Source organism: Streptomyces sp. Ac-502, assembly GCF_045222935.1.
In the GTDB taxonomy this organism is placed as follows: Bacteria; Actinomycetota; Actinomycetes; order Streptomycetales; family Streptomycetaceae; genus Streptomyces; species Streptomyces monomycini.
On sequence record NZ_JBHFFO010000001.1, the window covers coordinates 5,322,222 to 5,336,450 of the forward strand.

The 14,229-nt window shown below is 72.1% G+C and carries 9 protein-coding genes and 2 pseudogenes; 6 read left to right on the forward strand and 5 right to left on the reverse strand.

All coding sequences use genetic code 11. The features are described from left to right. Window positions 1–9: 9 nt before the first annotated feature. Window positions 10–1,224 carry a cobalt-precorrin-5B (C(1))-methyltransferase gene (locus ACEXOX_RS24025; protein WP_406523162.1) on the forward strand — a complete coding sequence of 405 codons (1,215 nt, stop codon included), beginning with the start codon at window positions 10–12 and terminating at the stop codon, window positions 1,222–1,224. Window positions 1,225–1,274: 50 nt separating this feature from the next. On the opposite strand, the gene ACEXOX_RS24030 is transcribed toward ACEXOX_RS24025, so the two are convergent. From ACEXOX_RS24030 to cbiE, 3 genes and pseudogenes are all read right to left on the reverse strand, one after another. Next, window positions 1,275–1,910: a cysteine hydrolase family protein gene (locus tag ACEXOX_RS24030; RefSeq protein WP_406523164.1), complete on the reverse strand. Its 636-nt coding sequence runs from the start codon at window positions 1,908–1,910 to the stop codon at window positions 1,275–1,277. A 40-nt stretch (window positions 1,911–1,950) separates the two neighbouring features. Continuing rightward, window positions 1,951–2,736 (reverse strand): precorrin-4 C(11)-methyltransferase, encoded by a 786-nt coding sequence (gene cobM, locus ACEXOX_RS24035; protein ID WP_406523165.1) that lies wholly within the window; start codon window positions 2,734–2,736, stop codon window positions 1,951–1,953. Between the two features lie 73 nt (window positions 2,737–2,809). Next, window positions 2,810–4,044: pseudogene (gene cbiE / locus ACEXOX_RS24040) on the reverse strand (precorrin-6y C5,15-methyltransferase (decarboxylating) subunit CbiE); the annotation flags it as partial. 425 nt (window positions 4,045–4,469) lie between these two features. Here cbiE and ACEXOX_RS24045 point away from each other — a divergent pair. The 3 genes from ACEXOX_RS24045 to ACEXOX_RS24055 all read left to right on the forward strand — a co-directional run bounded on the left by ACEXOX_RS24045 (window position 4,470) and on the right by ACEXOX_RS24055 (window position 7,085). Continuing rightward, window positions 4,470–4,703, forward strand: a complete 234-nt coding sequence (locus tag ACEXOX_RS24045) for a hypothetical protein (protein WP_125055401.1) — start codon at window positions 4,470–4,472, stop codon at window positions 4,701–4,703. A 538-nt stretch (window positions 4,704–5,241) separates the two neighbouring features. Beyond that, complete coding sequence (locus tag ACEXOX_RS24050; protein WP_406523166.1) at window positions 5,242–6,492, forward strand: hypothetical protein; 1,251 nt, start codon at window positions 5,242–5,244, stop codon at window positions 6,490–6,492. After that, a complete protein-coding gene (locus tag ACEXOX_RS24055) occupies window positions 6,489–7,085 on the forward strand; it encodes a hypothetical protein (protein ID WP_406523168.1) in 597 nt (198 codons plus the stop codon). The genes ACEXOX_RS24050 and ACEXOX_RS24055 overlap by 4 nt, the downstream gene beginning before the upstream one ends. Here the strand turns inward: ACEXOX_RS24055 and ACEXOX_RS24060 are convergent. Both ACEXOX_RS24060 and ACEXOX_RS24065 read right to left on the reverse strand, forming a co-directional pair. Then, window positions 7,063–8,409, reverse strand: coding sequence for a tetratricopeptide repeat protein (locus ACEXOX_RS24060; protein WP_406526451.1), 1,347 nt, complete (start codon window positions 8,407–8,409; stop codon window positions 7,063–7,065). The genes ACEXOX_RS24055 and ACEXOX_RS24060 overlap by 23 nt on opposite strands. Before the next feature lie 440 nt (window positions 8,410–8,849). Beyond that, window positions 8,850–9,260, reverse strand: a pseudogene (locus ACEXOX_RS24065) (AAA family ATPase); the annotation flags it as partial. Between the two features lie 205 nt (window positions 9,261–9,465). On the opposite strand from ACEXOX_RS24065, the gene ACEXOX_RS24070 reads away from it, so the two are divergent. Both ACEXOX_RS24070 and ACEXOX_RS24075 read left to right on the forward strand, forming a co-directional pair. Next, on the forward strand, window positions 9,466–12,675 hold the full coding sequence (locus tag ACEXOX_RS24070; RefSeq protein WP_406523169.1) for an AfsR/SARP family transcriptional regulator: 3,210 nt from the start codon (window positions 9,466–9,468) through the stop codon (window positions 12,673–12,675). Between the two features lie 524 nt (window positions 12,676–13,199). Then, on the forward strand, window positions 13,200–14,228 hold the full coding sequence (locus ACEXOX_RS24075) for a cation diffusion facilitator family transporter (protein ID WP_406523170.1): 1,029 nt from the start codon (window positions 13,200–13,202) through the stop codon (window positions 14,226–14,228). The last annotated feature ends 1 nt before the right edge of the window (window position 14,229 follow it).

Genomic DNA, 14,229 nt, shown 5'->3' on the forward strand with positions numbered 1-14,229 from the left:
GTCTTCTCCATGGGTGAGACAGGTACGGACACGAACGGTACGGGAGGCGGACGTACGGGCGGGAGCGCGGCCGGGACCAGTACCGGCACAGGCGCCGCCGGCGGCCGTACGGCGCAGCTCGCGCACACCGGGCTGCGGCACGGCTGGACGACCGGGGCCTGCGCGACGGCGGCGACGACCGCCGCGTACACGGCGCTGCTGACCGGCGATTTCCCGGACCCGGTGACGATCACCCTGCCGAAGGGGCAGACGCCCGCGTTCGCGCTGGCCGCCGAGGAGCTGGTCCCGGACCGGTCCAGCGCCATGGCGGCCGTCGTCAAGGACGCGGGGGACGATCCCGATGTGACGCACGGTGCGCTGATCCGGGCCACCGTGCGCCGGCTCCCGGCGGGCAGCGGGGTGGTGTTCAAGGCCGGGCCGGGGGTGGGTACGGTCACCCGCCCCGGGCTGCCGCTGGACGTGGGCGAGCCGGCGGTCAACCCCGTGCCCCGGCAGATGATGCGGGAGCACGTCGCGGAGGTCGCGCGGCGGTACGGGGGCAGCGGGGACGTCGAGGTCGAGCTGTCGGTCGATCATGGCGAGGAGATCGCGCGGAGTACGTGGAATCCGCGGCTGGGGATTCTGGGCGGGCTGTCGATCCTGGGGACCACCGGGATCGTGGTGCCGTACTCGTGCTCGGCGTGGATCGACTCGATCCGGAGGGGTGTGGATGTGGCGCGTGCGGTGGGGCGTACGCATGTGGCCGGGTGCACCGGCTCCACCTCGGAGAAGGTCGTCGTCGCCGAACACGGCCTGCCCGAGGACGCGCTGCTGGACATGGGCGACTTCGCGGGCGCGGTGCTGAAGTACGTACGACGGCATCCCGTACCGCGGCTGACGGTCTGCGGCGGCTTCGCGAAGCTGTCCAAGCTGGCGGCGGGCCATCTGGACCTGCACTCGGCGCGGTCGCAGGTGGACAAGGGGTTCCTGGCGGAGTTGGCGCGGCGGGGCGGTGCCGATGCGGAGCTGGCGGGCGAGGTCGCCGTGGCCAATACGGGGCTGGCCGCACTCCAGTTGTGCGCGGCGCGCGGCGTGCCGCTCGGTGACCTGGTCGCCAGGACGGCCCGCGACGAGGCCCTGGCGGTCCTGCGGGGCGCGCCGGTCGCGGTGGATGTGATCTGCATCGACCGGGCGGGGAATGTGGTGGGGCGGGCCGAGCCCCGGGGGCCGCGGGACGGGGGGTGACAGGCGCGGGCCCGCCGTCGTGGCCGCGTACCCCGGAGTGACGCGTTCCGTCAGGTGGCGGCCGGCCCCGGCGGCGCCTGGAACGGTACGTCCTTCGCGTACGCGACGATCTCGACCTCGTCGCCGAGGGCCCACTCCGCGACGCGCGAGGCCATCGCCGCCGGGACGCCCTCCGTCTCGCCCGGCGCGGGCGGTACGTCGTACGTGCCGTGCGCGTCGTGCGGCAGGACGACGCGATACTTGCGCTCCAGGGCGGCACGCGCGGTCCCCAGTACACACATCTCGGACATCACGCCGCAGACGGCGAGGGACCGTACCCCGGTCTCGGTGAGCAGTTCGCCCAGCGGGGTTTCGTGGAAGCCGTCGTCCAGTGTCTTGCGGATCACGACCTCGCGCGGGCCGGGCGCGACGGGCAGGTGCAGCTCCCAGCCCTGGGTGCCCGGCTCGTCGGACGTGCCGGGCGCGCCGTCGTTCTGGAGGTGGACGATCAGCGCGTCGGCCGCCCGCGCCCGGTCGACCAGGTCCTCGGTGCGCTCCTGGACGGCCGCCGCGTGCGGTGCCGCGCCCTCGCCCGCGAAGAAGGCCGACTGGACGTCGACGACGATCAGGGCTTCGACGGGCTCGGGCAGGGACTTGGCGGGCTCGGGCGGGGTCTTCACGGGCTCGGGCTGCGGCTTCGCGTTCATCCTGTCGATGCTGCTGGAGCCGCCGTACCCGATCAACCGCTTATTCGGCCTGGGCGTCCCGGAGTTGACCGGATTCCGCCGCACATGCCCGCTCCCGCTCCGTCGAGTACAGGTGGCTGTCGCGGAACTGCGAGGCGCCCAGCGTGCGGCCGACCATGATGACCGCCGTACGGACCACACCCGCCGCCTTCACCTGGTCCGCGATGTCGGCGAGGGTGCCGCGCAGCACCAGTTCGTCGGGGCGGGAGGCCATCGCGACGACCGCGGCGGGGCAGTCGGCGCCGTAGTGCGGCAGGAGTTCGCCGACGACCCGGTCCACGTAGCGGGCCGCGAGGTGCAGGACCAGGAGGGCACCGCTGCGGCCCAGGGTGGCCAGGTCCTCGCCCTCGGGCATGGGGGTGGCCTGCTGGGCGATGCGGGTGAGGATGACGGTCTGGCCGACGGTGGGGACGGTCAGTTCGCGCTTGAGGGCGGCCGCCGCGGCGGCGAACGCCGGGACGCCGGGGACGACCTCGTACGGCACGCCCGCCGCGTCCAGGCGGCGCATCTGCTCGGCCACGGCGCTGAAGACGGACGGGTCGCCGGAGTGCAGCCGGGCGACGTCCTGGCCGGCCTCGTGGGCGCGGACCAGTTCGGCGGTGATCTGGTCGAGGTCCAGGTTGGCGGTGTCGACCAGGCGGGCGCCGGGCGGGCACTCGTCGAGCAGTTCGCGCGGCACCAGGCTGCCCGCGTACAGGCAGACCTCGCAGCGGGCCAGGGTGCGGGCGCCGCGCAGCGTGATCAGGTCGGCCGCGCCCGGTCCGGCGCCGATGAAGTGGACGGTCACTGTGCGTCTCCTGGGACGAAGGGGGCGTTGGGGACGGTGGGGGTGTGGGGGTGGCGGGGGCGTCGGGGGCGGGAGGCTCGGGGGCCACGGGCTTCGTCACCGACCACTGGGTGACCGGCATCGCCTGCCGCCAGCCGGTGAAGCCCCCACCGGTACGGCGTGCGCGACCGCGAGCCGTACGAGGTCGCCGCCGTGCCGCCGGTACCAGTCGGCGAGCAGCGCCTCGGACTCCAGCGTGACGGTGTTGGCGACCAGCCGGCCGCCCGGCGGCAGCGCCGCCCAGCACGCCTCCAGGAGGCCGGGCGCGGTCAGGCCGCCGCCGATGAACACGGCGTGCGGGGCCGGGAGTCCGGCGAGGGCTTCGGGCGCGGGGCCGGTGACCACGCGCAGCGCCGGTACGCCGAGCGCGTCCGCGTTGCGGGTGATGCGTCCGGCCCGTACGGCGTTCCGCTCGACGGCGACGGCGCGGCAGGTGCGGTGCGTCCGCATCCACTCGATGCCGATGGAGCCGGAGCCGCCGCCGATGTCCCACAGGAGTTCGCCGGGGGCGGGGGCGAGTGCGGCGAGGGTGGCGGCGCGTACGTGGCGCTTGGTCAGCTGGCCGTCGTGCTCGTACGCGTCGTCCGGCAGGCCGGGGGCGGCGGAGAGCCGGAGGGCTTCCGGGGCGCGGGCGCAGTCCAGGGCGATGACGTTGAGCGGGTCGATCGCGGGGAGGGGGCCGGTGCCGCCGGTTGCGGGCGTGGGCGGCCAGTCCGCGGCCGTGCCCTCGGCCTGTCGTTCGCGCGGGCCGCCGAGCTGTTGCAGTACGCGCATCCGGGTCGGCCCGAAGCCGCGCTCCCGCAGCAGTCCGGCGACCTGCGCGGGAGTCTCGGCGCCCGCGGAGAGGACGAGCAGCCGGCGGCCGTCGTGCAGGACGGCCGCCAGGCCCGCGAGGGGGCGGCCGACGAGGGTGACGACCTCGGTGTCCTCGACGGGCCAGCCGAGCCGGGCGCACGCGTACGCGACGGAGGACGGGTGCGGCAGCACGCGCGGCGGCGCGGCCCCCGCCTCGGCGAGCACCTCGGTGAGCGTCCGCCCGATGCCGTAGAACATCGGGTCACCGCTGGCCAGGACGCACACCTCGCGTCCGGCGTACGCGGCGAGCAGCCCCGGTACGGCGGGCCGCAGCGGCGACGGCCACGGAACCCGCTCGCCCGCGCACTCCGCGGGCAACAGGTCGAGCTGCCGTACGCCCCCGACGAGCGCCCCCGCGCCCCGCAGCACCTCTCGTGAGGCGGCCGGCAGCCCGTCCCAGCCGTCCGCGCCGATCCCGACGACGGTGACTCGTGCGGGGCCGGGGCCGGAGCCCGGACCGGGACCGGGGACGCGCGGTGCGGGGACCGCGGGTGACGGCTCAGGGGCACCCGGCGCGGGCGCTGCGGGCGGCGGGGCGGGGCTCACTGCCGGTTACCTCATGGCTTCGGGTCGGCCGCCGTACGGGCGGCACGACGGGGTCCGGTGGACGCGGAAAGTCAACCGGGAGCAGACCACCCGGTCGGTGCGTTTCCAGAGTAAGAGGCGGCGCGCAGGGCCCTCACCGGCGGGCTGCGGGCGCCGGTGCGCGCGGTGCCCGCGGAACCGCCGCCGAATTCGTTTCACGGGCGCATAATTGGCTACTCCTAGTAGTCGTGGATTCACCGAGCGATGCTGCTCGGTGAGGCACGCACCGGGCATCGAGGGAAGGCGCTGCGATCATGGACACAGTGGAACGCGCGACGGCGGGCGAGAAGATCACGGACGCGGAGGCGGCGCGGGACGAACTCCAGGCCGCGCTGGCCGGAGTGGGCATCACCCTGCCGTCACTGGGCCTGGACGGCCCGTCCCTGGCGGCCGACGCACCACGGCCGCTGGTGGAGCTGGGCCGCTGCGCGCCCGACGTGGCCCGGCGGCTCGCGGCCGCGCTGCGGTGTACGGGCCGGGAGCGGTGAGGCTCGGCGGCCGGTGAACGGCCCGGAGAAGGCGGGCTCGACGAGCTGCGGCCCCCGCGCCCGTAGTACTCGCTGAGGCCGATCCGGAATCGATGCGCATCCGGCTCTGAGCGCCCGCGCACGACCCGAGGACCTGGCTGGGGCGGAGCCCGCACACCCGCACCGCGGCGGCGTGCCACTGACGCGTGGGCCACGCCGACGGCGGATGACTGCGCCCCGCCCTCCTCAGCACGACAGGGCCGGCGGCAGGCTCCTCGACAGGTCTCCCGGCAGGCCCCTCGACGCGGCGTGCGAGCCCTGCGCACAGTGGTGCAGGTGTGGCGACACCTCCGCGCGGACATGAAGGAGTACACACCTGCCGCGGCGCCCCACCCGCCCCGTGCACACCACGCGCGGACCCGACACCTCCGCCGGCCACCGGGGCAAGGTTTTCGCAAGGGCCGGTCAAGGCTTTCGTCCCACCCCGTGGGCATCCCCTCCCCAACCGGCCGACGTGTCCGGTCCGGAACACGCCGGCTTGATCCGACAGGGGGATGTCATGGGGGCATTGAGCGCTTTCGACAAGAATTCACCACATCAGTTACGCGAGTGGCTGACCCTCACCGGCCGCAAACGCGTCCTCGTCGTCGCCCACACGGTGACGTACATCAAACGCCTCCAGGAAGTGTTCTCGCTCCTGGAGTCCGACCTCCGCGTCCAGGTCCTGTTCACGGCCCCTCCGCACCCGTTCGGCGACGGGGTGGCCGCGTTCCTCCACCGGCTCGGCAGCGCGGTACTGCCCTGGGAGAAGGCGGCCCGGCTCGAATACGACCTCGCGCTCGCCGCGGGGCCGCGCGGGCTGGGAGAGATCAGCGCGCCGCTGATCACGCTGCCGCACGGGGCCAACTACCTCAAGCGCATCATCGAAGGCACGGACGCCCGCGTCGCCGGCCTCGGGCGCCCGGACATCGTTCCGGACGGCCGGTGCCTGCCCGCCGCCGTCGTCCTGCCCCACCGGGACGACCTGCACGGCCTGGCGCAGTCGTGCCCGGAGGCCCTGCCCGTGGCGTCCGTGGTCGGGGACCCGGTGCACGACCGCATCGTGGCCAGCCTGCCCCGCCGCCCCGCCTACCGGCGCGCGCTCGGGCTGCGCAAGGGGCAGAAACTCGTCGCCGTGGTGTCCACCTGGGGTGCGCTGTCGTCCTTCGGGGCGATCGAAGCGCTGCTCCCGCGCCTCATCAACGAGTTGTCGGGCAAGAACCGGCGGGTGGCGCTGCTGATCCATCCCAACGTCTGGTCGGGGCACGGCGCCTGGCAGGTACGGGCCTGGCTGGCGCAGTGCCGGCGGCACGGCATCGCCGTCGTACCGCCCGAGGCGGACTGGCGGTCCGTACTGGTGGCGGCGGACTGGATCATCGGGGACCACGGGTCGGTGACGCTGTACGGAACGCTGACCCGCGCCCCGATACTGCTCGCCTCGTCGCCGGAAGGGGAGATCAACCCCATGTCGCCCGCCGCCACCCTGGCGCGGACCGCTCCGGCCCTGTCGCCGGGCCATTCGCTCCCGAGCCAGCTGGCGTACGCCGCTGCCGAGTACGCGGAGCACCAGGGCGAGGAGTACGCGGCCATCGCGTCCCGGATCACCTCGGAGCCGAGGCGGTTCACCAGAAACATGCGGCGGCTGATGTACCGGATCCTGGGGCTGGGGCAGCCCGCGCACCCGGCCGTCACGCGGGAGCTGCCGCTGCCGCCGCGGCTGGACTCCTGGTGCGCCCCGGACAGCGGTACCGGTACGGAGGCGACAGCATGACCGGCATGTGGGGTACGGCCGGCACCGAGCCGGCCATCGGTACCGCCGCCCCGCCTCCCTCCCGCCACCACTGGCACCGTTCGGTACAGGTGCTGTCCGGACCGCCGACCGCCGGCGCCCTCCGCACGGGGCCCGTCGCGGTGCCCGGCATCACCGTCGCCACGCCTACCGGCATACGCACCGTGCTCGTCCACGCCGGGCAGCCGCCCGGACCGGCCACGCGCCAGGCGCTCCTCGGCACCGACGACCACTTCGCCGTCGACGCCGACACCTGCGCCGAAGAGTCCTGGCTCGGCTGTGCGGACGTCCTGGTCCACAGCCGTCCACGGCAGCGGCGTGGGGCGTGGCGCCGACTCGATCGCGTACTGGGTCACCATGTCGGCTGTCGGCTCGCGGCCGTGCCTCTTCTGGACGGCACCTGCGCCGTGGCGTACCGCGACGGCGCCGGAGGCTTGCGGCGCCTCGCCGTCGAGGGGACGGGGTGGGCAGGGCCGGAGAGATGGTCGCAGGCCGCGTCGTGTCTGCACGGCCTGCTCGCGACGGGGCACACCCTGGACGGGCTGCGTGCCGTCAGCTTTCTGACGGGCCCGTAGGGCGCTCCTCCCGGGGGCCTGCTGGATCCACCGGCCTGCTCGCACCACCCAGGCCGGCCAGCAGGTCCCCTACCCGTTGGGCGTTCGAAGGACTCTGCGACGCGTACAGCCTCCTGGCGTGCTCCCAGTGGTCCCGTGCGGTGTCCGGAAGGGAGTGCTCGCGCGCGCACGCTCCCAGCATTTCCGAGACACGCGCCTGCCAGTGGACGGACCCGGCGGATTCGAAGAATCGCAAGGCCTGGCCGAGGCGTTCCACCGCCGTGTCGTACGCGTCTCTCAGCGCACTCACGCGCCCGGAGAAGGCGAGCGCCCGCGCGGCGTCGTACGGATCGTTCAGCGCGACCAGCGCTTCGTGGGCCTGCGAGAAGAGTTCCGCTGCCCGCTCGGCCGGGCCCCCGGCGCCGGACCGCTCTCTCTCCGCCTCCTCCAGTGCCATTTCGCCCAGTATGATCCGCGCCAGCGCCACTCCACGCTCGTAACCCGCGTTCTCCCAGGCCGAGATGGCCCGGCGGAGGTGGCCCTCCGCCTCCGGGAAGCGCCCCGCCTCCCGGTGCGCGGCGCCGATACCGAGCAGCGCCTGCCCCTCGTCACGGATGTCGCCGGCCTCGCGGGCGGCCCGCAGCGACTGCGTGAACCAGTCGATGGCGTCCTCGGTGCGCCCGGCCGCGTTGAGGCCGATGGCTCCGGAATTCAGCATCTGGCGTTCCGCCCTGCGGTCCCCGGTCCGGTGCGCGGCCCGGCGGCCGATGGTGTGAGCCTCGATCCAGAGGTCGTAGTGGCGCAGCCGGTGGAACAAGGGCCATAACGCGTCGACGAGTTGCCAGGCCAGCTCGTCCCAGCGTTTCTCGTCGGCGGTGCGCACGGTCGCCACCAGGTCCGCGCGGCGGGTCTCCAGCCAGGCGAGCGCGCCGCTCTCGTCCGTGAAGGGGCAGGGGAGGTCCGGTTCGTAGACGTACGTACGGCCGAGGGTGAACTGTATGGGGGAGAGCAGCGCCTGCGCTGCTGACGCGGTGTGCAGGTGCCAGTCAGCCACGCGCCGGGACGTTTCTTCCCGGGCCGTCGGACTTTCTTCCGCCCGGCCGCGCGCCTCGGCGTGCAGCCGGACCAGATCGTGGAAGCGGTAGGCGTCCGGGCCCGTGTCCTCCACCAGGTTGGCCTCGACCAGCGCGTCCAGCAGCCGCTCCGCCTCCCCGAGGGGCACACCGAGGGCCACCGCCGCCAGCCGCGAGTCCAGTTCCCTGGCCGGCAGCAGTGCGAGGCACCGGTACAGCCGGGCCGCCTCGGGTGCCAGTACCGCATACGACTCGTCGAGCGCCGCGTACACCGACAACTCCCCTCCACGGCCAGCGCCGCCAGCCGTCCTCGGTCCTGCTCCAACGCTTCCACCATGGTGCGCACCGGCTGCCGGGGGCGGGACGCGAGCCGGGCGGACGCCAGGCACACCGCCAGGGGCAGGCCGGCGCACAGGGTCACGACCTGGCGCACCGCGCTGTCCTCACGCTCCACGCGCTCAGCCCCTATGCCACGGGAGAGAATCTCGACGGCCGCGTGCTGCTCCAGCAGGCCCAGCTCGTGGTACAGCGCTCCGTCGGCGCGCAGCCCGGTCAGGCGGTACCTGCTGGTCACCACGACCAGGCTGGGCCGGCCGCCGGGCAGCAGGGACCGGGCCTGGGCCGCGGACAGGACGTTGTCGAGCATGATCGACAGGTGCAGGCCGTCGGTGACCGAGCGCCACAGCGCGGCTCTCTCGTCCAGGGCGTGCGGCACCTGCACGACGCCCAGGGCGCGCAGGAACTGGCTCATGACGTCGCCCGGGGCGGCCGGCCCGTCCTCCGCGTGCCCGCGGAGATCGGCGTACAACTGGCCGTCGGGGAATCTCTCGGCCATCCCGCGCAGCCATCGGGACACCAGGGCCGTCTTGCCTATTCCGGCGGGCCCGCTGACGACGATCAACGGGGTGGACAGCTCGGGAAATCGCGCGTGCAGCGCCGTCAGTGCCGACAGATCATTTTCCCGGTCGGTGAAAAGCGGCGTGACGGAGAGCAGTTGCCGTGGAACGGGAAGCCGCGCGGCGGAGTCCGCGTGCACGTGTATGCCGCCGCTGACATCCCCCGCCTGGATACTCGTCCCGTGAATCCTGGCCGAACCGCCAATGGCGTTCACATCCCGGCGCATCCCCCACCCCCGTCCGGTACGTCAGTGATCACTTCAGCTCTACCCATGGAAGGACGGCGGAAGTCCTCCGCAAGGGCGGCGGATGCCGCGAAGTCCGGCAAAGGACCCGAACCGGCCACCGCCCGTCCGGTGCCTACTGGCCACTTCAACCATTGAGTGCCATGCTCACCGAACCGGTATGGGGCGCCGATGACGGGAGGCGCTGATGGAGATTTTCATCCTCGGCCCCATTTGCCTCGGCTCGGCCACGCACCGGGTCGGTCTCGGCTCCGACAAAGAGCGTGGCGTTCTCGCGTCGCTGGCCTTGTCCGCGGGCCGGCCCGTCGCTCTGGACGCCTTGATCGACCGTCTTTGGGACGGCGCACCGCCGGGCAAAGCCCGCGAGTCGGTTCACACGTACGTGTCACGCATTCGCAAATCCATACGCGTGGCCGCCGCCGTCTCCGGCGGGACCGAATGCGCAGCGATCAAGCATCATGCGCACACATATACCCTCGAAATTCTGCCCGAACGCATTGACTGGCACCGATTTCAGGATCTCGTCGCCCGAGCCAGGCGCCTGTCGGACGACGGATGCGGCGACGAGGCGGTCACACTGCTCCACCAGGCGGACGATCTGTGGCGCGGTGATCCCCTCGCCGGCCTGCCGGGGTCATGGGCCGAGCGGACGCGGACGAGCCTGACCGAACAGCGCCTCAGCGCGACCACCTCGCGTATCGCCATGCAGTTGCGCCTGGGACGCTTCAGCGAGGTGATCGGCGTTCTCTCCTCCCTGGTCGGCCAGTTCCCCGACGACGAGACCCTTATCGGCTATCACATGCTGGCCTGCTACGGCTGTGGACGGCACGCGGACGCCTTACGGATCTACCAGGACGCCCGCCGGAAACTCCGGGCGGAACTGGGCTGCGACCCGAGCGAAGAACTCGCCCGCATCCATCAGAGAATCCTGCGCCGCGTCCCGGCACGTGAGGTCCTTTTCGACGGCCCGCCACATGCCCCTGACACTTTCCACACCGCGTACGCCCCGCGCAACCTGCCACGTCAGGCCGCTCTCGTCGGCCGCCGGACGGAAATGCGGCGGTTCCACGCCGTGATCGCCGCCGCGAGCCGCACGGAGGGAGACGGTTACGCCCCCATCGTGGCCCTGGAAGCGATTTCCGGTATGGCGGGCGTGGGAAAGACAGCCCTGGCCGTGAACGCCGCCGGCGCGCTGGGCCGCCATTTCCCCGACGGACAGCTCTACATCGACCTGCGCACCCATGCCCGCGTCCAGGAACCGCTGAGCGCCTCCACCGCGCTGGCGACGCTGCTCCGCCTTCTGGGGGTCCCGGCCAACTCCATTCCTTCCGCGCTGGAAGAGCGTACGGACCTGTGGCGGACGCTGCTGTCGCACAAAAGGGCCGTCGTCATCCTGGACGACGCCGCGGACACCGACCAGGTACGCCCGCTTCTCCCCGGCCCGTCCCCCTCGCTCGTCATCATCACCAGCCGCCGCCATTTGGCAGGCCTGCCCGGCGCTTATTCCCTCGCCCTAGACGTGCTGCCCCCGCAGGACGCCGTGGATCTCTTCCGGGCGTTCTCCGGCCGGGAACGCACCCAGGACACCACCGGCATATCCCGCGTCGTCGATCTCTGCGGACATCTGCCGCTGGCCATCGAGATCGCCGCGAACCGGTTCAACGCCCGCCCGTCCTGGTCCCTGGCCGATCTCCGCGAACGGCTCACCCGAGGCCCCGGCCGGCTCGCGGAACTGTACGACGGTTACTCGGAAGTGGCCCGCGCCTTCGAGATGTCGTACCAGACATTGACGCCCGCCCAGCAGTCCGCGTTCCGCCGTCTCGCCCTCCACCTGGGTGCCGAATTCGGCCCGCAAGCGGCGTCCGCTCTGCTGGGCCTTCCCCAGCAGCAGACGGAACGGCTTCTCGAAAGCCTGCTGTACTGCCATTTGCTCCAGGAACCCCGACCCGACCGGTACCGGTTCCACGACCTGCTCGGCGAGTACGCGCGGGCCCTGGCGCATTCCGAGGACGACGAGGAAACCCGCGACCAGGCCGTGCGGCGTCTGATCGACCACTACCTGTCCGCCACCGAGGCCGCCGACGCCCTCGTCTATCCGCAGCGTCCCCGGACGGCCCGTCAGCGCGCCGACGGCACCGCCGGAACGGGCGGCCGCCGTCTGCCTTGGCGCGATGCCGAGGCGGCGAAGGAATGGCTCGCCACCGAGCGCTCCAACCTCCTCACCGTGGAGCGGTATGCGCGCACCCACGGCGTCCCCCGTCAGGCCGCGCTTCTGAGTCACGCCCTGTCGGAGTTCCTGGACGCCGAATGCCACTGGGTGGACACCGACCGGATGCAGCGGCACGCCGTCGACCACTGGAAGCAGACGGGTGACCAACACGCACTGTGTCTGGCCCTGCTCGACCTCAGCGCGACCCGCACCAACACCGGCCACTACCCCGAGGCCATGGCGGCCGCCCGCCACGCCCTGGAACTGGCACGCGCCACGGACGCCCCGGACGCGGAAGCCGACGCACTGCGGAAACTGGGCATCCTGCACTGGAATCACGGCCAGAACCACGAGGCGCTCGCCGCACACCGGGAAGCCATCGCCGTACACGTCCGCTCGGGCAACACCTGGGGCCAGGCCCGCTGCGAGAACAATTACGCGATCTCCCTATTACACTTGGGCGAGCACGAGGAAGCCCTGGAGTATTTCACCCGGGCGATCGACACATTCCAGCAGGCCGGCGACCGCCGGAATTCCGCCAAGTGCATCAATAATTTGGGTGATCTGCACCTGCAAGTGGGGAATGTGGAGCTGGCACGCCAGACGTACGAAACCTCCCTCGCCCTCACCAAGAATGTCGGAAGTCTCTCCGACGTGGCGACGATGCAGGCCAATCTCGCCGGACTGCTCTCCGCCTCGGCCGACCGGCACGACGTCGTTTCTGGCATGGACATGTTTAGAGAGTGCCTGTTCACCTTCCGTCGGCTCGGCGACCGTAAGAACGAGGGCAATGCCCTGATCGGTCTGGGTACGGCCCACTTCGGCCTCGGACAGTTCACCGAGGCGGCCACCCACCATCAGCAGGCCCTGGCCCTGGCCCGGAGCATCGGCGCCGCCCAGGAAGAGGCGCGCGCCTTGCGGCGCCTGGGAAGCGCGGAGGCGGCGCTCGACAGTCTCGCCGCCGCCGCGGAGCACCTTTGCGCGGCGATTTCGCTCGCCCACCGCATTCACTTCCCGGAGGAAGAGGCGCGGGCGACGGATGTGCTGGCGGAGGTACGCCTCCGGGAGGGTGCCCGCGAGGCCGCCCAGGAGCTGTGGCGACAGGCGTTCGAATTGTTCAGTGGTCTGGACAAGGCGGAGGCGTCCCGGGTGGCTCGGCGCCTTGAGACAAAAGACGCCAATAGTTGACAGCATTGTCAACTGACATGCGTCGGGAGTAAGTTACTGATGAGCAAGTGTTGTCTTCCTGGCAACAGGCATGGTCCAATGCGCCCACCAAGATCAGTCAAAAATCGATATAGGACCATGCGAAGTGCTCAATTGCGTAACTAGGCGCCTCGTCGCCTTAGCACTGGCCAGCGCCGCTGCCTTGCTGGCGCTGACCGTAGCGACCGCCTCGCCCACAGCGGCCGAAGATCATCGGGCCGCCCACAGCATGGTGTCCGCCACCGCGACACCCACCATGCGCACGGTCGCGAGGATATGCATACCGACGTAGACGCTCGCGTCCGTCGTCAGTCGCTCCGAGGGGCCGGCGCAAGACCTGCGCCGGCCCTCTCGGCCGTCACCGCCCCTCACCCTCCTGACCTGCGGCAATGCGCCATCCGACGGTAATGACAACGGTCACCGGTGCAGCCTTTGGATCTAGCGGAGAAGTGCGGTTTGCTTCCTTGCGCACGTCCTTTTGGACGCCCCAGGGAGGAGCGCGCCCCATGACCGAGCACGCCCACAGCCACCACCACGACCACAGCCACGGGCATTCGCACTCGCACACCCTCTCGCCCGACGCCGACCGCCGCTGGCTGCGGGCCGCGCTGGTGCTGATCACCGCGTTCATGGCCGTGGAGGTGGTGATCGGTTTCCTGGCCGGCTCCCTGGCGCTGATCTCCGACGCGGCCCACATGCTCACCGACGCCGCCTCGATCGTGCTCGCCCTGGTCGCGATGCGGCTGGCCGCGCGGCCCGCGCGTGGTGGCTACACGTACGGACTCAAGCGCGCCGAGATCCTGTCCGCGCAGGCCAACGGCATCACCCTGCTCGTGCTGTCCCTCTGGCTCGGGTACGAGGCGATCACCCGCCTGGTGTCACCGCCCGAAGTGACCGGCGGCCTGGTCCTGGTCACCGCGCTGGCCGGGGTCGTCGTCAACATCGCGGCCGCCTGGTGCATCTCCCGGGCCAACCGCAGCAGCCTGAACGTCGAGGGCGCCTACCAGCACATCCTCACCGACCTGTTCGGCTTCATCGCCACCGCCGTCGCCGGTGCGGTCGTCCTGACCACCGGCTTCGCGCGCGCCGACGCCATCGCCTCGCTCGTCGTCGTCGTCCTGATGCTGCGGGCCGGCACCGGGCTGGTCCGCGAGTCCGGACGGATCTTCATGGAGGCCGCGCCGAACGGTGTGGACCCGGACGCGCTGGGGGACCGCCTCGTCGAGGTGGACCAGGTCGTGGAGGTCCACGACCTGCACATCTGGGAGATCACGTCCGGGGAACCGGCCCTGTCCGCGCACATCCTGGTGGCACCCGGCGGCGACTGCCACGCCGTACGGCGGTGCCTGCACGAGCTGCTGAGCCTGAAGTACGGCATCACCCACGCCACCCTCCAGGTCGACCACGTGGACGAGCTGCCCCGGTCCGGCGAGGTGCTGCACATAGCGGCGGGGCCGGACGACGCGGCGCTCGTGCCCCCGCACTGCGAGGGCACGCACGGGCCGGTGCACCGGCCGGGCCCGCACGACCACTGAG